Raw genomic sequence first — 18,137 nt, forward strand, 5'->3', positions numbered from 1 at the left:
TGTTCAACCTGGTCACATCTTTCTTAAAACTCTTACAACAACTAAAGCAATTACCGAAAAGATTATTACTCTGCAAATAGCAAGGTTGGTATCCGGATCAAGTGTGATCCCATTCCCAAGAATGATTTTGTTAACCCAGAGTACAGCCGGTATACTAAGAACCGATGCACATACGGCAAATACCTCATACCAGACAAGTCTCCGGTTTTTCTTTTTTTCTATGCTGTTTTGAGTTGACATGGTGTTATTGAGCTTGTACAGTTGAGCAATCAGTTCTCCGCCGTTTTCCTTATAATTTGAAAGCATTACGATAAAAATGCTAAACCAGATATTATCTATTTTTCCTCTCATATCCTCAAAGGCTTTCTGGGTATCGGAACTATCTGCGGCATGCAGAATCAGCCTGCCTATATTTTTATTTACATGCCTGCTGCATTCTCTCAGGGCAGGTTTTATTTTGTTATGTTCGATAAATGCACTTCTGAATTCATCTATTACTTTAGGAATCTGGGCATTCATTTTGTATTTATATAAATCAAGCAGCAGGGCCATCAGGTAATAGGGCAATATAACACTCATAACAATGATCATTACTTTTACATACCATAGCTGTCCGATCTTATTGAGGAATACTACAAGCAATATACTTATTACAGCAATTACAAAAATCATTATGTCCGAGATAACATTCAGTACAGCATCCTTTGAAAAGGTGAACTCCAGACTCACTTTAAACTGCTGCTTAACTCTCCGGAGCAAAGGCAGTCCGGAAAACAGCGAAAGTACTGTTCCAAAAAGTCCTTTTATAAAACTGCTGTTAAGTGAATATGGTCTCAGGTTTTTGTTCTTTTTATATGCGCTGAATAATAATCCCGAAAATAAAAAAATTACACCGGTGAAAAGTGTAATAATGAATTCCATATTATTTATGATATAATCCTTACTCATTAGTCCTCCCCTGATCCATATATGAGAAACTATCCATCTCATCAGGCTTAATAGTGAAAAGAGAGTTTAAATATTCCCTGTCCCTGGCTGTAAGTTCAAATTCCATACACGAAGCCAGCGTAGCTTCATGTATTCCCTCCCTGTTTACAAGATACTTCCCTGAATCTCCGTCATATTTGAACAAGTCCCTTATTTCATAGCTCATCTCGGCCTCATGGGCAATTATTTCAGAAAACTTGTAAACGTACCGGCTACCGGTATTCCTGTCCAGCTTGATTTGTATGGCAATATCAATTGCATCGGCTATATCAAATCTTGCTTCCTTGTAATCGGTATAATATCCGGTTTGCATCAGTAGCTTTCTCAAGTCATGTATGAGCCTGGCTATACCGGAAGAGTGGAAGGTACACATACTCCCTCTGGCTTGCCTGAGCATGGCATTTATCATTTCAAAAGCTTCCATATGGCTTCTCACCTCGCCGAAGATAACAATATCCCGGTTCAATCTGAAGAAAATCTCCATAATATCGGTGGGAGTGAACTTATCTGCATACTGCAGCTCTATTACATTTTTCCCGGGGTATTTGCCGGAGGTATTAAGCTCATGAATGTTCTCGGCCAGGCCGATTGCCAGATCATCATCAAGGGGCCTGATAACAAGCTCGTCTGCCGCCGTGGTTTTGCCGGAGCCCATTTCTCCTATAATGGCGGTATTCCTCCTCCCCTTGCTGCTGAGAATTTTTAAAACTTCCAGCATCTTTTCGGGCATGAATTGATTACGATCCTGTTTATTCAATGATTTATAAATAAATATACGTATACTTACAATATAGTATCTTGAAAGCGGAGGCCTGAGCGCGGTTATCCGGGTACCGTTCTCAAGAGTGCAATATATCAGGGGATTTCCTTTATTCATCTCGGTATTTGCGGTTGAAACAATTCTGTCTTCAATTATCTTATTATAGGTTTCATCGTCAAAAAATTTAAAACCGGGGTTTGGTATCCTTCTCTTAATACCTTTATACTGAATCCATATATAATCGCTTCGGGTGGTTGCAACCTCATTTAATTCACTTTCAAACACCAGCTCGTCAATAACACTATACCCGTATAGTTCCTGATATACTATTTGAGCCAGCTTTTGAAGCTTTTTTTCAAAGTGATCGTAGGAGCTTATTGAAAATTTTTGAAGATAGCTCTCAATATCCTTGTCTATGGGCTTTCTGATATTAGCAGAGTTATCGTTTGTGTAAATATTCCTGTAATAGTCAATATGATATTGAGAGATTATCTGATCGATATTTTTCCGGTTGATTTCATTCGTTTCACCGAGAATAAAATATATCATATTCCTGGTTATATCCCTGGCCTGATCACTGCCCTCGGTGGCTTTTATTTTTAATTCCTGTTCCCTTAAGGATATACGCTCAAGCTCCCGTTGCTTCTCCTTATCATTTGTATTCGCTTTTTTAGCATTTTTCATCTTTTCCTCAATGACAGCTATCAACTCATTCAAATTAACCATTTTTCCTCCTCCTCATCAGGAACTTCAGCAAGCCTGCTGCAATATTTTTACCGGAGGGATTTTCAGATGCAATATCCCCCAGGCCGGCTTTATTAATAATGAATTTTGTAATACGGTCTACAGCCCGGTTATACTCAGTTTGGTATTCAGGATAATAAGCCAGTTTTGATTTGTTTTTCATTTCCATCAATTCACCGCTGTCCGGAACCTCATAAATTTCTTTCAGCTTATATATTGATTTGATGTCACCAAGCTCAGGATAAATATCACGATACTTATTTACCACATATACCAGATCCTTATCTGTAGCAAAGTCATTGGAATCAAGTATATCCTTATCCTGGTTGATAACATTAACAACATGATCGCTTTTATCCAGTATCATGTTGGTCAGGATATTTTCATGCCCCCATATGGTATCCACAAGTATAAGATCAAAAGAATTCCTTAAATCTTCTATCAGGTTTTCATACTCCTTTATATTTCTGCCGACATAATTCATATTTGTTTTCTTGCTTCCTAAAAAATAGAGGTTATTCTTCTTTCCCAGAGTTTTAAGCAAATCAAATTTATTATCGGGAGATATTTTAAGATTAACTAAGTCCTCAATATTCAGCTCGCTGTCACTGATTTCGAACAGATTCAATAAATTGCCATAATTAAGGTTACTGCAGCACACTAAAATTCGTACTTCATTATTCAGCAGCTTTACCATACTGTTTATTAACATATATAAAAAAACCGTTTTACCGGTTTTCCCGGTAACCGACCATATTGAAATAATTTTCCCCATACATTCACATCCTCAAGTTTCTAAATTATTATTTTTCCGGAGTTTGATCCTCCGGTTCAGGTATTTTATAGTCTTCCCTGGAAGGCTTCTGAGTTTCATCACAATATAATTCATAACTGAGGTTGCCGAAAATTTTCGCCGAATATATTCTTTCTCTCTGGGATTTATTTAAGAGCAGCTTGATGAAGCCCTTTCTGCTTCCTATTTCATTTCCTTCAGCATTTATTCCCGAGTCATCAAATACCTCATCAACTCTTACCTTTGCCAGAACCACCTGAGGGGTGTGTAATGAATCTGCGGGATATACGATCACATCTATCAGTGAACCTCTGTGTACAAGATTGGCCAGCCTTTCCTCAATGGTGGCCGGGAGAACTATGGCCCTTATATCATCGGAGTAGATTTTATTTTTTGGAATGAGGTTGTTTTTATAGATGTAATCCCCCTTCCGTATCTGCCCTATAGATTTATATTCCAGGCATTCACCCATATCGGTAACCATATTATCTGTGGCAGAAGATATTTTGATGGTTTTAACCCCAAGCATACTTTCATTTATAATACTGCCGGAATTAATTGTAGTTGAAGCTACGAAAACTGTTGTATCCGGTTCGGTATCAAGCTTATAAGTGTTGAAAATGCAAAACCAGCCAACCGCGGATATAATTATAAAAATACCAAGGCATATCAGAACCGTTTTTATTACTAACTTTTTACCCATTTTACCCTCCTGTATAGCTTTCTCGTTTTAAACTTAAGCAGCCTGAAAAATAAATTCTTTTTCTCTTTAAATCGTTCTCTTGCTCCTCTTTTGCCTGAAATACCAAGCATGAGAAGTATACCAAGATACTCATCCAGGTATTTGCCCCGGATTTTTAGAGCAAACGGAACCTTGCTGTTTCTCCTCCGTATACGCTTTTCATTCCGGCTTATATATCCTAAAAATAATTCACCCGGTATATTAGCTTTGAAATAGCCTTTTGGTGCATCGGTGCTTTCATCGTATTCAAACACCAAATAGCGAAGCTTGTCACGTGACACACCGCACGACTCCTGCATGTAGAGAGCATAATTTTCGCCCTGCCTTCTGCTGATCCTGTCACCCCTGATACTGATTATTGCGTAATCGGAACAGTTTATTGCCACAATGGTTAATTTATCAAGAGCCGATCCGTTTACATTTACAAAAGTCAAATCATAATTTCGATATGTAAAATCAATAAGCTTGTCTATCCTGCTTCCGGAAAACATTTTATAGTTATCATGCCTGTAGGTAATATAAAATACGTGTGCAGGTACTCCCCTCAGCTGAAGACAGTACCTTTCAAAGCTGTCTTTATCCAACCGGATTGTTCCTGCATTATCAAGGATATGTCTCTGAGAATCAAATTTTTGATCTCCGTTATGTTTTCCTTCAAACCCCAGTCTCGAATCCAATGCCGAATCAAGAAAATCAATATCGATAACACATACATTTCTTTTGCAATGTATTGCAGCCACTGCCGAAAGCTCTGCCGTAAGCTCCGAATTGCCAATTACAGTTATAACCTTGTTATGGAAATTTACAATACTTTCAACGATTCTTTCTTCTATCACCGGGACAGCTTTTTCCTTGACAATTGTCTCTGCCAGAATACTAAAATCAAATCTTTCAGGATAATTGAAGATACTTTCTTCTATCAATTTTCCTGAAAGGTTGTCAAAGGTCTTGAAAACAAAAACAGACAGATTTGCCAGACTGCTGATCAATTGTCTTTCTTCGTAGCTGTCAATTTTATCAGTCAATACCACAACATTTATTTTTTTTGCTTTTGCCGCCTGTGCCAGCTTTACCAGCAGTACTCCCTCCTGATCATCCAACAGGCGATTGACCACAAGAGAATCAACAGTCACATAATTCAGCAAATCCAGCAGTTCGCTCAAATCACCAACATTGTCGACTATTGTACACTTTTCACTAAGCTTAATTTGTTTGTCAATCCCGGGACTTCCCGTAGCAAGAATTACTTTCAACAACGTCACCTCTTTCCCAAGTGGTCTGTAACACCTGATTTAATTGCTGATTTCTTCATAAATTGTTACTCTGTAGTCATCAAGAAAGGTTACAATATTGTACGGGCTTACATAGAACCGTTCCTTTAAACCGTCAATTTTAATTCCGATCTGCAAATGCAGATGGTTTACAAACATCCCGGTTGTTCCCGGAGGGCCATATCCGCTGTTACCCACGTATCCCAGCAAATCTCCCGCATTGACATAATCTCCTTCGTGCAGGTCGGGATTAAATGACTGCATATGAGCATAATAAAAGTAGGTGTCCGGACCGGTAATCACACCTACTATATTTCCGCCAAAATCATTCCAGTTCATGTCCCTGACAATTCCGTCCGATATTGATACAATCGGTACACCGGCACTCGCTATTAAATCATTTCCCTCATGAGCACGGTTACCTCCAAATGTTCTCTGAGCTCCAAAGTCATCGTAATGGCTATAACTATAAAAAGTTTCGGTTGTGCTTGTTTCATATTCATACTCCTCCGGATTAACAGATTTAAGTCTTTTTGTCCTGGTGGTAGTTATTTTTGACTTTGGTATAGGGCTTGCATTCAGATAATTGTAATACCCGGAGTACATGTCATATATGGTTTTGGATGATTTATTCAGTGATGCGGGACTCCCCGTCCTTGCTCTTTCGAGTACCTTCGGAATCAAATCACTCTTATATTTATCAGGGTTAAATTTAGCCATTTCAGCCGATAAGGTTAAAAAATATGCAAAATCTATCTCGTTTTCATCCGAAGACTGCCTGGCCAGCGTAAGATAAGCAGCCGGTATATCGATGCCCTTTGCCATTGCCATAGGATTCTTGTTTATTCCCGTCCCCTGCATGAAGAACATCATCAGCAGCAGGATAAATAAAGCCGGTACTATGGCTATTATAGCCGCAGCAATCACCTTTTTAGCAATTGCTGCTTTAATTTTCTCCTTTACGCGGGGGGAATTCTGTTTCACTTCACATCCTCCCCTCTGTTTATTGCAGTTACACTATTTTCCTTGATTTTGTTTTTCAAGCTTTGAGTAAGATAACCGGCCGGATTTTTTATATTTCCCTCCTTCTCCTTAATTTCCTTCATTCGATTCATGATCTGACGTACGTTTTGCTGCCCATACCGCTTGATCAGCCCATCGAAAAACTTATCGTCATACCTTTTGCCATAAGCCTGGTTAAATTCCTGTGAATATTCCTTTGATGCCTCCTGGACAATGATTTTATAAGCCTCATTTCTGTCAAGCGATTGCTGCTGTCCATTCACAACCAGACTTATAACATCTCTGGGACGGTCATGCCTGTTCTGAGCTTCACCTTTTCCATCGCGGCGCAGCAGCTCTTCAGGCTTTCCTCCCGAAGCAGATATCCTCTTTATGTTTTGGGCTGTGGCGATAATCTCCCTTTGATCAAATTTGGGAGCTCCGAGGGCCTCTCTGGTATCTACCTTCTGAACAAACGGTGAATACTCGGGTTCTTTGTTAAGTTTTTCGGCCTTATTCTCTGATTCCAGCTTTGATATCTCGTACTGTTTTTGGAGAATTTCTTCGGCTTTCTTCATAAGCTGCCTGAAATTATTGTTATCTTCCGATTGATCCTGGCTCATTTCGCTGAACACACGGTTGTAGTCCTGCCCCGCCGGCACACCGGTTTGCTTTCTTTCTGATGATGGGTGGACAGCCTTGACACTTTTAACTCCGGCCTCAATTTTTTCAGTTTTACCCTTACCGATGGTACCGCCCGACCCGGCTTTATCCGCTTTATCCTTAACAACTGCACCAGCTGCTCCTACTTTATCCGTCTTACCTTTATCACCTGCACCGGCTGACCTTGCCTTTTCGGTTTTGCCATTACTGACGGCATTCCGCGATTTAATTGTTCCGGTCTTTTCACTATCAACCGTACCGTCCGGCTTGACTTTTTCGGTTTTGCCGTCAGAATTCTCCGGAATTGCTTTGCTCAGCTTTTTATCGGCCTTATTTTGTTTAGGCGGCATTTCAGCATTACTTTCCCTGTCTTTAAGTGACTTGCGGTCTCTGAAGCCGGTTAATCTGGCTCCCATAAAATCATTTATTTTACCTTCCACATTGGCATCACGCCGGATTTGCCGGTTAATCATTGAGGGATTCTGAGGCGCAAGCCTGATCATTGTAAACAACTCCACAAGCTCATTCCTTTTCCAGAAGATTGTCACAACAACCATTACTTCAAGAATCACGGTTAATAACCAGCCATATTGGTCGGATATGCTGAATATTGAAGATATAAAAGCCAGCATGACACCCAGGGCAAAACATACTATAACCTTTATGAAAGCAAAACCAAGTACTTTGGATAACCAATTCTGAATCAGCCTCATACCGAAAAACGGTACAAGTGCAAGAATAAATACAAATACGCCAAGAAGGGTAAATAGTAATGTCAGCACCTGATATGCAAGCATTAGCAGGCTAAGTACAACAATTACCGCAAACATGACCAGAATAGGTATTAAATATAACAGGATAAGTCCGATTCTAGACCATCCCCACCCGAAGGTAAAATGTACTTCATCCTCTGAAAGCTTTTCAATGTATTCCTGCCGTTCTTCAGAGTCCGGAGAATATTTCAGTATATTCTGCTCTTCTCTTTTAGCCATTTCAATATTGCCGAATTCAAGCATTTGCCATGGCTGATGCACATAGATGTACCAAATATTATTGCAGGCCGCCATTACTGCCGAATCAGGAGATGCACCATTATTAACGGATTTATATGTCCCTGTAAGCACTGATGTGGAAATCGCCTTTGATCCCTTATCCACCTGCTGCAGCATCTCGGTAGGGCTCGTAAAAAAATACATGGCAATGGCTACGATTATGGCAGTCTGTAGTATTGCCACCCATACCTGAGTTTTCTGATCCTGGACTACCTTTATGACAAAATATATACCCAGGAACACTATGGCCAGCAGCGACAGCTCATCGAAAAGAGAGGTTTTCATTTGTGCTACAAAGGTCTCCATTACTCCTGACAGCATACCGTATATATCTAATTCAAAAGCATAATAAAATATTGTTATCAGCAGGTACCCACATTCAACCTGAAGATAAAACAGTACATTTGCAAATGAATTTGCCATGCTTCCCGCCTGCTCCGAAAAACTGAACATTCCCGGTTCTTTTAAGTCCAGTTTATAATTTTCACGGTATTGGAGGTAAGTATCGTTATTCTGACCGTCAAAAAGGTCTTCCAACCTGGGTAAGGCCGCCGAGCTGGGACTGTCGGCGTAAACGCCGGCAGGAAGTACTGCTGCAAATAAAACAACCAGCATCAGAATTATAAGCTTCCTGCGCATTATGTCACGCCCCTCGTATTATATAGTAGTAGTTATTTACATCCCTCTCCAAGGATGAAATGCTATAATTCATACAGACGCTGTGGATTAGTCTCACGCTCCTAACGCATGACGTTTTCAGAAAGGCCATAACCACAGCCGTTTGTTCAATTGGTAATTAGTTGGATAACGCATGACGTTTCATTTAGCACGAGGTTACATTCGACAAACTGGTCTGTGGAATAAAGCAGTGTCAAATATATCGCACAAAGGAGTAACTGCTATGATTTATGCTGGTATTGATGTTGCCAAGGACAAGCACGATTGCCTGATTATTGATTCTGATGGTGTGATCCTCTTTGATCCGTTCACCATCCCTAACAACCGCATTGGTTTTAATGATCTTTTTGGAAAGCTGGAAGCCTGCTCTGCAGATTTATCCAATATGAAAGTAGGACTGGAAGCTACCGGTCACTACAGCGATAATCTTCTAGAGTTCCTGATTTCCAAAGGTCTCCACACCACGGTAATCAATCCGTTACATACCAATCTTTACAGAAAAAGTCTAAGCCTTAGAAAGACGAAAACGGATCGGGTCGATGCCCACTCTATTGTGACTATGCTCAGGACGGAATGCTTAAAGCCCTACTCACAGTCATCTTATCACGTTCGTGAATTAAAGTCACTCACAAGATACCGTTTTTCCCTCGTTCAGGATTGCTCCAGACTGAAAACTTCTTATGTCAGACTTTGTGTCCTTCTCTTTCCTGAATTGGAAAAATTGGTTCCATCCCTGCATATAGCTTCTGTTTACACTTTGCTTTCTGAATTGCCAAATGCCAAAGCCGTTGCTGAATGCCATCTTACCCGCCTTACAAATCTTCTTGTAAGTGCCTCGAAAGGTCGTTATGGTAAGGAGAAAGCAGTTGAAATCCGTAACGCAGCAAGAGTATCTGTTGGATCTTTCAGCGAAATGAAGTCACTTGAATTACAACAGACCATTGGGCTAATTCAAATTATGGAAAAACAGATTGAACAGGTGGAATCTAAAATCAATCCGATTGTGGATTCCCTACACAGCCCAATCATGACCATACCAGGCATTTCTTACCGAATGGCCGCGATCATCATTGCAGAAACGGAAAACCTTACAAGCTTTGATTCTGCAGAGCAGGTGCTCGCCTATGCCGGATTGGAGCCTTCGGTCCACCAGTCAGGACAAATGACGTCCACTCATGCGAAGATGGTAAAGCGGGGCTCGAAATACCTGCGGTATGCTTTGTTCAATGCCGCGAAATATGTCTGCCGCTGGGATGAACATTTTGGTCTGTATCTCGCAAAGAAACGCTCCGAAGGCAAAGCCTACAACGTGGCCGTTTCCCATGCTGCAAAGAAGCTGACACGGGTCATCTTCCACCTGGTAAAAACAAACCTGTCTTTTGTTAGTCAGGTATAGTCAAACTTCTCATAGCTATTTTTAGAGCAGCTCCTTGAGGTGCTCTGTTTTGTCATGCAATTATCAAGGTTCAAAAATATCTAAAATCCATTCCTGCACTTTGTTCCAAAAGTTTCATTTTAGGACTTGACTTTTAATAGTTGGTCTTTCTCAACCGGCGTAGTCGAAAATGCATGGATTAAATGCTCGAATACAGCATCGAATTTTAATTTGCCGACTCGACGGTCAAGATCCATAAACAGACATTCACGGTTTTCAAGACTTTGAACCTCTTTGATGTTGTCATCTGTAATTTCAAGATCAAGGAATTCCAAAACACGTTTTACCTCATTTATTTCTGTGGTCTTAAAGCAAAACTTATATGTAATGGCATTTTTAATCCCCTCGCCTTTCAGATCATTCACTGAATGCCCGATAAAAATGCAGCCGGCATTCAGTGATCTTCCCATTCTTGCAAGAAAATTCATCAGCTTTATACCCATTTGCGTTGACGACAGTGCCCAGGATTCGTCAAACAGCACTATTTTAAAAACACCGCGGTCACTCATGGCAAACTTCTTTGCAAAACTGGCAATGGGGAGCATTAAAACTGTGGACACCGTTTCCTCCTGTGTATAGTCATCCTTTGGAGTGGAAGGATCCGGCATGACGAGATTCTGAATCTGAAGAATATTTATTCTGTTCCTGATATTCAGACCTTCCTCATCACCGGTTCCAAAAAGTAAACCGGCCATCCCTGCTTCCCGCAGAAGTGCAATTCTCCTCCCGACCCTCCTGGCGACATTGCGGAATTCATCATCTTCCGGAAAATTCATCAATCTGTCGGCAAGCATGCTCATACTTGGCTTTTCCTGCTGCTTGGTCCATTTGATGGCCTCAAGCACCACCAGATATTCATCATCCTTGGGGTTAAGCTTATATAACTCCGCCAAAATATTAAGCGCCAGTTCCCCTGCCTCCTCCAGGTTTTCACGGTAGATAATAAAAGGATCCAGTTTACCGCGGTCCTCTGTATTTGACGATAGGGTGATAATATTTATATATTCGCTTAACTCTGGAAGATCCTCTAACCATTTTGACCTTTCGCCCTTTGGATCAAAAATCAGTCCCCAGCCCCCATATAGCACATTCAAATACAGAAGCAGGTTTGCATTAAAGGATTTCCCTCCGCCCAGTGTTCCCAGGAAAGCAGCCGAAGCTGATCTGTCCTGCATGCAGGCAGCTCCCATTGACAGGAAAACCTGCTTTTCCAGAATACCGGTTGTCCCGATATACGGGCCTTCGGTGTCTCCAAGCAACCTTGTTGCTCCAATCATCCCTCCGGCTAAAGTGCGCGGGGGAAGTGGCTGAATATAGTCGTTCATGTACCTTCCTGCGCCCGGGATAAATTCCATAAAAAGCTTAAGCTGATCTGCCAGCGGCCTCTCTATAACGAAATTAAAATCCTCGTATACTTCTTTTATGAAGCTTGCCCTGTCCTCCAGGAGTTCCTTATTGTCGGCAGCCAGACAAAAAGTGATGGATGCTCTGGTTATCGGTGCTCTGGATGCTTTCAGCTCAGCTTCAAGAGCATCCGCAAATTCTCTGGAATCAGCCAGTTCATCAGGCACATCCTCATTATTGTCTTCAATATGCTTAATCTGGCTTTGGATCTCCCTTCTTTTCCCACCGATATTCCGTATGCTCTGTTTGTGCTCAACCGTTTCAATATGGATGCAGACTTCCGTTTGTATGGGGTAATCCTGAAGAATAAGCAGCCATTCGGAGCCGGGAAATTCTATACCATCCGGTATGTGATTGACCGCTAAAAAAGTTTGCCACGAGGTTCTGCCATCCCCATGCTCTATGGTGATACATTTTTTGTTACTCTTATGATCCAGAAGTCCCTCGCTTAAATTCAATATATCCTTTGTATGCGGTCTTACCGCCAGCTCTCCGTTTCGTGTTACAATACCGGCAAAGGGACTCCACGAAACTGTCTCACCCTCTCTGATGCAATTCTTTAGTTTTACTTCTCCAAGGCCCCGTCTGAACATCCTCTTATAGAGCCATTGACAGTCCATTGCCGTGGCCTTTTTGAGTGAAATTCTTTTTGACTGCTCTTTCATGTAGGTATTGGCCAACGCTGCAAAGGCTTCTATTTCTCTTTTTAATATTTCCCTTGTTTCTGTTGAAAAGAGTTCGGAAATGAACCTTATGGGACTTTTTACAAAATATTCAAACCCGTCTTTTATATCCTTGATAATACTGTCACTGCTTTTAAGCTTTGTAATAACGTAAACAACGTAGTCATTGCTGCTGCCTTTTTTCTCTACCTTCTCCTTCAAATAAACACCGGTTCCCTTCGCATGTGCCTGTGCCCGGACATACAGCTCATCTTTTTTCTGCATCCTTCCAATAATATTTTTATAATGTTCATCAATATCCTGAGAGGTAGGAATTATCAGTATCTTGGCCTCTATTCCAATATTTGCGATAAATCTGGCCAGACTGTTCAGTATAGTGATTTTATTCTGATCGGATTTATAGTCATAATTAAAGCCTGTCATTTTGTAACAGGCCCAGCATTCCTTATTACTATTATTGAAAATCAGATTGTCTTCATAATATTTAACCGGAAAATCAAACACCATTTTTCCCTCCCTTCTTTTTGAGCTTTTTCATTCTGTTATTCAAGGCCTCCTCCGTCTTATTTACATAGTGTGTGTATCTGCAAATAATCCTTGAAGAAAATCTGACATTTTTTAGCTTAAGCTCCCCGGCTGTCCTGAATCGCACAAACTGTCCCGGAGACAGCAGGAATACAACAAGGTCGGCGAAGAATTTGTGAGGAAGCTTTCCATCAAGCTTCTGCTTTGTGAAAAATTTCATTAATCCGTATGGAAGTGCTATGTACTTAAACACAAACGGCAGGTTTCCCAGAAAGGGCAGTATATTTAACAGTATGAACGTTATTCCCAGACTCGCAATAAAGTACATTGCCTGGTCAACATCAACAGGTACAAAAAGCTTTATATTATCTATTGAATATATCTTTCTGGGAATCTTCCATACCGACTTGTAGGTTCTGAGTATGATCCTGTTTTCGTTCTCCATATTCATGCCCGCTTTCTATCCGATTAACTTGCTCCATATTGTAGACCCCAATGTTTTTAAAGACTCAGGAGTATAAACAATATATAGCACTATGGCCGCCAGTACCAGAAATCCCACCAGTTGCATCCACATCTTTTTCATAATAAACGGTACGCATATAACCGCCACAACCAGAAGTGCAATCCATTGAACCTGTTCGGACAGCCAGTCATATGCCTTCTTTCCAAAATCTCCTCCGCCTGAGGTTTCTCCGGCTGCATAAGCTGCTGTAGAAAACAACACCAGTACCGCTGTTATCAGTATTACTGAAATGACTCTCGGCATTATTCTTTTTAATTGATTCATAATAATTATCCTCCCGTATTAGATATTCATTTTGCTGATATAATAGCGTTCCTCTTTTCTGACAAGTTCAAGCCTGTACATCTGCGCAACCACAGCACCATTCAGGCTATCCTTGACAGATAGTTTAGCTATTACATAAAAACCGGTATTGCCCTGGGATTGATAAACTGAAATTTCCTCCAAATTCACAAATTCATAGCGTCCTTCAAGGCCTTTAAGCGCATTTGCAGAATCAAGCATATAGTAACTTATCTCACCTGAGCTGCCGGAATAGTATATCTTGAAAAAGCTCTCTATTACCCCTGATATTGTTTTTTTAACTTCATTTGATACTTCATTGCCCGAATACACTTCAACTGCCATATCTGCTTTATCAGCAGCAGGAATAAACGCCGGGTAGCCACAAACTACAAAGCTGCCTTCCTTTTCTTTCAGAGGGATCCGCAAGCAAACATCTTCAATTTTATAATTGCTGTCTAAATTAGATTGCTTCATTGGATCCGGTGCTTGATCGGTTATGTTAAAGTATTTAACTCTGACTTTAACATCTGCATTCATTGAAGTTTCGTCAAGCCAGGTTATCTTATATGCAGCTGCACTAAAGGCCTCTGTTTTCGTATCAGTATTGAGTTTGGTGTTTATATCGATACCGGTCTGAAGATATTTTGAAAGCCGGGTTTTATATTCTTCCCTGCTGCGTCCCTCCATAGAAAGATATTCCAGAGCAAAGCCCTCTGCGAAGGCCTTTCCCTGCTGCTCCAGGTCACTTTTCAATTCAAAGGTTTTAATGAAATTATCAATCATATTTTGAGCTTTAACAGAATCATCCTCCTTGAATATTGATCCCATCCCTCTTAACAGCAGAAATCCTACAAGCGTCCAAAGCAAGACTTTGCCAACTTTCTGAGGTAAGGTACTTTTTAATTTTGCTATCTTTATCTTCACGATTTCACCTCCTTTCACTTAGAATATGGCAATAAAAAAACACCTTTTCAGGTGTAAAAATATATTAGATTTGAGAACATTAACATATTTTTTGTTCATAAGTTCTCAATGTTCAAAATACCTTCCGTCGTTATTTTCTTATATTGCGGCTTAAATGCGGATATAAAAAATACCGCAATTCATTTGACTGAATGTGCGGTATATACAAACTAACCTTTTTATTCAAAACAAGTATTAAGAACCTCTTATATCAAAAAGTGCAGGATGTCCACTATCATATATCATGACAACGAAGTAATTTTCATAGTTTGTAACATCTTTAAGTTCAGAATAGTATATCTCTCCGTGTTCTAAATATTGACTATCAAGTTTTCTCCCTTTTTGTTCTATGACTTTTGCGAAAGAATAATGTTTTTGTAATTCCTCTAAACTTAAATCTGACTTAATAAGTATTGTTGTTAAAAAATCCATACCATTACCGTTCCCATTTAATTTGCCACATACAGAATCGTTTTCTAGAACCTCTGTTTGTGCTGGAAGAGTATAGTCCATTAGTTGTTTAGTAAGAAAAAAGAGTCTTAAATTATTAATTAAAGGATTTATTAACCATGGTAGAATAATTAATGAAAACAAAATACAAATTACAATTACTGTCTTTTTTAGTTTAATCATCTTATCCTCTTCAAAATATACAAAATTCCTTTGACGTACTTGCTATTATGTTATATTATGGGAAACCCCAAGTCAAGATTTATACTACCGCACGATTGAGTCAATTTACTGTAGGGAATTGAAAAACAGATTATCATCCTTGGATTATGCGGTGTCTCCAGTCACGACCTTGACAACAGGCATCCCCCATATGATGATATTAATAGGTTCTACAATATTTGTTGGCCTTAATGCTGGTAAACCTTTAAGCCATAACCTTGTTTTTTTAGTAAACGGATGCCCAAACTGATAAGGTTGAATTTCTTGGGTATGTTTTGGCATTTCAAACACTGAGCTGATAATAGGATTTTCAATTGCTATTTTAGTGCAATCCGCATTGTAGAACATCATAAAAAACTCTTTGCCTTTTAACCCTTTTAGGTATCGTTCTTGATTGAGTTTGCCACCTTTGTATAAATGCCTTGCTCCGGCATTACTAAGATATGTGCATGGAGGAAAAGCAATAATCATATCCCATGCAGATCCCAAAATAGTGAATTTTCCATCGCATGTACAAAAGTGACACCATCCATTAATCAATGGTAAAACATCTTGTCTTATGTGCCATTCCGGGTGACCTCCGCTGCATGGTTCTATGTCGCAACTATATGCTTCATGTCCTAACACTCTCAATTCCTTTGTCACCGCTTGGCTTTCTTCACAAGCAACTAGTATTTTCATTCGTCATAGTCCTTTCCCGTCGGAAAGGCCGGCACCGTTTAAAAGCTTACCTACGACGATTCAATTTAATTTATTAATTCGCAATAGACCCCATTTGTGCAATAAAAAAGCACATCCGATTAACCGAATGTGCGGTGTGTATAATAACTATAAATATTTTTTAAAGTAATAATAGTTGGACCATATTTCGATTTTTTCTATAACTATTGCAGGATTTCTTGTTGATACAACTTCTAATGGCTCCTCCCAATTATAGTTTTTAACTAGATATAATTTATATGTTCCATTTATATCTCCATACCACCCTAAGTCAATAACTAGATTGAACCTATTATTAGACAGTTGAAGTAAATCCTCTTTAAAGTAACTATCAAAATTAGGACAGTTATTAAAGTCACATTGATAAAATTCATTGAATTCTACAGTCCATCCAGCTAATAATCTCAATGGTTGAATTTCGAATTGTTCATACATATTTAATACCTCTCAATATTTTGAAGTAATTAAAATATATCTCGAAATCAAAAAAGTTTCAATCTTTACCACACTATTCAGGTGTCAATGTCAAATTTCTCACTATTCTATCCCGATATTTATTGACTTGCCATTCTGTCAAAGCAATTCCAAAAAGTCGGGAATTTTTAGTGAATTCAAAGTGTCCAAAAGCTTTACGATATGGAACTTATATGTTCCATTCACCCGCATATTTTTGTACAGAATCAAATCCATGTTGTTCACTATTATACATTCTAACTACTCAAATAAATCAAGTTGCCTGTTGTTCGGTTGATAATTCATCCAGAGAGTTTCCGTCGCTTGTAATCCTGCTTCTTTTAAGCAGTTAATGCTCTCCTTGTGCCACTCACTTAAGATGTTATTATATATTTCGTTATCGTAACCGGATAAAATAATTTTTCCTTTGTGATTTTTAAGCAAATTCAAAAGTTCCAAATGATCCTTTTCAGCCATTTCGTGCTTGTATATCCTCTTACTTCTTGTAGATAGCAAATATGGAGGGTCTATATATAACAGGACATTTTCCCTATTGTATCTTTCAATAAGTTTTGTCGCCGGCTGATTCTCAATCTGTACTACGCAAGTATCAGTATGTTTCAGTCTCTCTGCCGTTTCAATAATCCGGCCTGGAAGTCTATTATGCCAATGTGGAATATTCCCGTTAACTCCCTTGATTATATTTCGAAATCCTGTTATGTCTGAACTTTTTGCGCCTATGGCCATCCACATACGGACAAGGAATCTGCGAGCATCTTCTATGGATTCACCAGTCTGTTCGTAACTATCTTTATACTCCTGGCGCGCCCATGGGGTATTTTTAATCAAGTCAGCCAGCTTATCCGGATACTCTCTTATGACCCTAAAAAGATTTACCACATTTCCATCAATGTCGTTGATAGTTTCTATCACAGAACGTTTTTTATTAAAAAATACTGCTCCAGACCCAAAATAGGGTTCTCCGTATGTAAGCTTTTCGTAATTCTCCGGAAAGAAAGAAATAATCCATTCTGATGTGCTCCACTTACTTCCCGGGTACTTTAATACCGCATTCAACTTGCCACCTTCCTTCTTAAAAATACTCTTACTATGTTCATATTCAACACTCACCCTACTACGGTATTTTAATTGCATTTCCGGCAAATCCGCAGTCCCAGCTTTACTTTGCGGCTGAACTGCGGACATAGAAAAACCGCCATTCAGTTTCTTAATGTGCGGTATCCTTGATATTATCTATGGTTTTAAATTGTATCTCGCATAATCATTATTTGTAGGTAGTCATTTAATAACGTTTCTTTGTCATCCTTCAAATTGTAATCATTGTTTGTTTTAAGATATTTATTAGATAGAAATACTATCGATTCTAGACACGTTTGAGCGTTAACTAATTTATTATAGGTATCTCTTCTCCCCCTACTAATAGTGTAATACTCTCGAAAACTCCAATAGCTTTCGAGCTCTATGTTTTAAGATGCAATTTTCTTCTCGCACCTCTAACATTCTCCAGTTTTTTACTTTAAATTTTCCAACAACATTTACCAGTAGTAACCATATATGGTTACTGTACACCTTGACATTAGCTTCCAAAAATTTGAAAACCACAGCGTATGGTATTAATTGCCATAACACTGGTTTTGGAGGCTATATTAATGTTGTGTAATTGGAACTCTCATGTAGACTATCAAAAGAAACTTCTGCTGGATTTGATTCTGTTTTCTGAAATTGAAAAAAGCAGGGTGGTCTCTTTGGAAAAGTCTC

General features: G+C 39.3%; 16 protein-coding genes. 1 reads left to right on the forward strand and 15 read right to left on the reverse strand.

The features are described from left to right. Window positions 1-12: 12 nt before the first annotated feature. Genes T344_RS0109260 through T344_RS0109290 form a run of 7 tightly spaced genes read right to left on the reverse strand, consistent with a single transcriptional unit; the run spans window position 13 to window position 8,653 of the window. A complete protein-coding gene (locus T344_RS0109260) occupies window positions 13-948 on the reverse strand; it encodes a hypothetical protein (RefSeq protein ID WP_027628467.1) in 936 nt (311 codons plus the stop codon). Further along, window positions 941-2,473: an ATPase, T2SS/T4P/T4SS family gene (locus T344_RS0109265; RefSeq protein ID WP_027628468.1), complete on the reverse strand. Its 1,533-nt coding sequence runs from the start codon at window positions 2,471-2,473 to the stop codon at window positions 941-943. The genes T344_RS0109260 and T344_RS0109265 overlap by 8 nt, the downstream gene beginning before the upstream one ends. Further along, on the reverse strand, window positions 2,466-3,266 hold the full coding sequence (locus T344_RS27920) for a CpaE/TadZ family protein (protein WP_051571715.1): 801 nt from the start codon (window positions 3,264-3,266) through the stop codon (window positions 2,466-2,468). Before T344_RS27920 ends, T344_RS0109265 begins: the two co-directional genes overlap by 8 nt. Window positions 3,267-3,294: 28 nt before the next feature. After that, on the reverse strand, window positions 3,295-3,987 hold the full coding sequence (locus tag T344_RS0109275; protein WP_027628469.1) for a CpaB family protein: 693 nt from the start codon (window positions 3,985-3,987) through the stop codon (window positions 3,295-3,297). Then, window positions 3,972-5,282 (reverse strand): hypothetical protein, encoded by a 1,311-nt coding sequence (locus tag T344_RS0109280; RefSeq protein ID WP_154669434.1) that lies wholly within the window; start codon window positions 5,280-5,282, stop codon window positions 3,972-3,974. Before T344_RS0109280 ends, T344_RS0109275 begins: the two co-directional genes overlap by 16 nt. A gap of 36 nt (window positions 5,283-5,318) precedes the next feature. Further along, a complete protein-coding gene (locus T344_RS0109285; protein ID WP_051571717.1) occupies window positions 5,319-6,281 on the reverse strand; it encodes a M23 family metallopeptidase in 963 nt (320 codons plus the stop codon). Next, window positions 6,278-8,653 carry a CD3337/EF1877 family mobilome membrane protein gene (locus tag T344_RS0109290; RefSeq protein ID WP_027628472.1) on the reverse strand — a complete coding sequence of 792 codons (2,376 nt, stop codon included), beginning with the start codon at window positions 8,651-8,653 and terminating at the stop codon, window positions 6,278-6,280. Before T344_RS0109290 ends, T344_RS0109285 begins: the two co-directional genes overlap by 4 nt. 262 nt (window positions 8,654-8,915) lie before the next feature. Here T344_RS0109290 and T344_RS0109295 point away from each other — a divergent pair, with 262 nt between their 5' ends. Then, window positions 8,916-10,088 carry an IS110 family RNA-guided transposase gene (locus tag T344_RS0109295; RefSeq protein ID WP_027628473.1) on the forward strand — a complete coding sequence of 391 codons (1,173 nt, stop codon included), beginning with the start codon at window positions 8,916-8,918 and terminating at the stop codon, window positions 10,086-10,088. Window positions 10,089-10,207: 119 nt separating this feature from the next. Here T344_RS0109295 and T344_RS0109300 read toward each other — a convergent pair whose 3' ends face one another. From T344_RS0109300 to T344_RS0109335, 8 genes are all read right to left on the reverse strand, one after another. Next, window positions 10,208-12,721, reverse strand: a complete 2,514-nt coding sequence (locus T344_RS0109300; RefSeq protein ID WP_242842046.1) for an ATP-binding protein — start codon at window positions 12,719-12,721, stop codon at window positions 10,208-10,210. Further along, the gene (locus T344_RS0109305) at window positions 12,711-13,184 is read right to left on the reverse strand and encodes a TcpE family conjugal transfer membrane protein (protein ID WP_027628475.1); all 474 of its coding nucleotides are present in this window, start codon (window positions 13,182-13,184) and stop codon (window positions 12,711-12,713) included. Before T344_RS0109305 ends, T344_RS0109300 begins: the two co-directional genes overlap by 11 nt. 15 nt (window positions 13,185-13,199) lie before the next feature. Then, complete coding sequence (locus tag T344_RS0109310) at window positions 13,200-13,529, reverse strand: TcpD family membrane protein (RefSeq protein ID WP_027628476.1); 330 nt, start codon at window positions 13,527-13,529, stop codon at window positions 13,200-13,202. An 18-nt stretch (window positions 13,530-13,547) separates the two neighbouring features. Then, a complete protein-coding gene (locus tag T344_RS0109315) occupies window positions 13,548-14,474 on the reverse strand; it encodes a conjugal transfer protein (RefSeq protein WP_242842047.1) in 927 nt (308 codons plus the stop codon). A gap of 234 nt (window positions 14,475-14,708) precedes the next feature. Next, a complete protein-coding gene (locus tag T344_RS0109320) occupies window positions 14,709-15,146 on the reverse strand; it encodes a hypothetical protein (protein WP_027628478.1) in 438 nt (145 codons plus the stop codon). A 144-nt stretch (window positions 15,147-15,290) separates the two neighbouring features. After that, entirely contained in the window at window positions 15,291-15,866 is a 576-nt protein-coding gene (locus tag T344_RS27925; RefSeq protein ID WP_242842048.1) for a DNA cytosine methyltransferase, read from the reverse strand. Window positions 15,867-16,013: 147 nt separating this feature from the next. Further along, on the reverse strand, window positions 16,014-16,340 hold the full coding sequence (locus tag T344_RS27930; protein ID WP_027628479.1) for a hypothetical protein: 327 nt from the start codon (window positions 16,338-16,340) through the stop codon (window positions 16,014-16,016). Between the two features lie 279 nt (window positions 16,341-16,619). Next, window positions 16,620-17,564 (reverse strand): DNA adenine methylase, encoded by a 945-nt coding sequence (locus tag T344_RS0109335; protein WP_242842049.1) that lies wholly within the window; start codon window positions 17,562-17,564, stop codon window positions 16,620-16,622. Between the last annotated feature and the right edge of the window lie 573 nt (window positions 17,565-18,137).

Source organism: Ruminiclostridium cellobioparum DSM 1351 = ATCC 15832, assembly GCF_000621505.1.
GTDB classification, from domain to species: Bacteria; Bacillota; Clostridia; order Acetivibrionales; family DSM-1351; genus Ruminiclostridium; species Ruminiclostridium cellobioparum.

Excerpts from the sequence above, each read along its gene's own strand:
- T344_RS0109260 (WP_027628467.1), bottom strand. The coding sequence starts at position 948 with ATGAGTAAGGATTATATCATAAATAATATGGAATTCATTATTACACTT.
- T344_RS0109265 (WP_027628468.1), bottom strand. The coding sequence starts at position 2,473 with ATGGTTAATTTGAATGAGTTGATAGCTGTCATTGAGGAAAAGATGAAA.
- T344_RS27920 (WP_051571715.1), bottom strand. The coding sequence starts at position 3,266 with ATGGGGAAAATTATTTCAATATGGTCGGTTACCGGGAAAACCGGTAAA.
- T344_RS0109275 (WP_027628469.1), bottom strand. The coding sequence starts at position 3,987 with ATGGGTAAAAAGTTAGTAATAAAAACGGTTCTGATATGCCTTGGTATT.
- T344_RS0109290 (WP_027628472.1), bottom strand. The coding sequence starts at position 8,653 with ATGCGCAGGAAGCTTATAATTCTGATGCTGGTTGTTTTATTTGCAGCA.
- T344_RS0109295 (WP_027628473.1), top strand. The coding sequence starts at position 8,916 with ATGATTTATGCTGGTATTGATGTTGCCAAGGACAAGCACGATTGCCTG.
- T344_RS0109300 (WP_242842046.1), bottom strand. The coding sequence starts at position 12,721 with ATGGTGTTTGATTTTCCGGTTAAATATTATGAAGACAATCTGATTTTC.
- T344_RS0109305 (WP_027628475.1), bottom strand. The coding sequence starts at position 13,184 with ATGGAGAACGAAAACAGGATCATACTCAGAACCTACAAGTCGGTATGG.
- T344_RS0109310 (WP_027628476.1), bottom strand. The coding sequence starts at position 13,529 with ATGAATCAATTAAAAAGAATAATGCCGAGAGTCATTTCAGTAATACTG.
- T344_RS0109320 (WP_027628478.1), bottom strand. The coding sequence starts at position 15,146 with ATGATTAAACTAAAAAAGACAGTAATTGTAATTTGTATTTTGTTTTCA.
- T344_RS27925 (WP_242842048.1), bottom strand. The coding sequence starts at position 15,866 with ATGAAAATACTAGTTGCTTGTGAAGAAAGCCAAGCGGTGACAAAGGAA.
- T344_RS27930 (WP_027628479.1), bottom strand. The coding sequence starts at position 16,340 with ATGTATGAACAATTCGAAATTCAACCATTGAGATTATTAGCTGGATGG.
- T344_RS0109335 (WP_242842049.1), bottom strand. The coding sequence starts at position 17,564 with ATGTCCGCAGTTCAGCCGCAAAGTAAAGCTGGGACTGCGGATTTGCCG.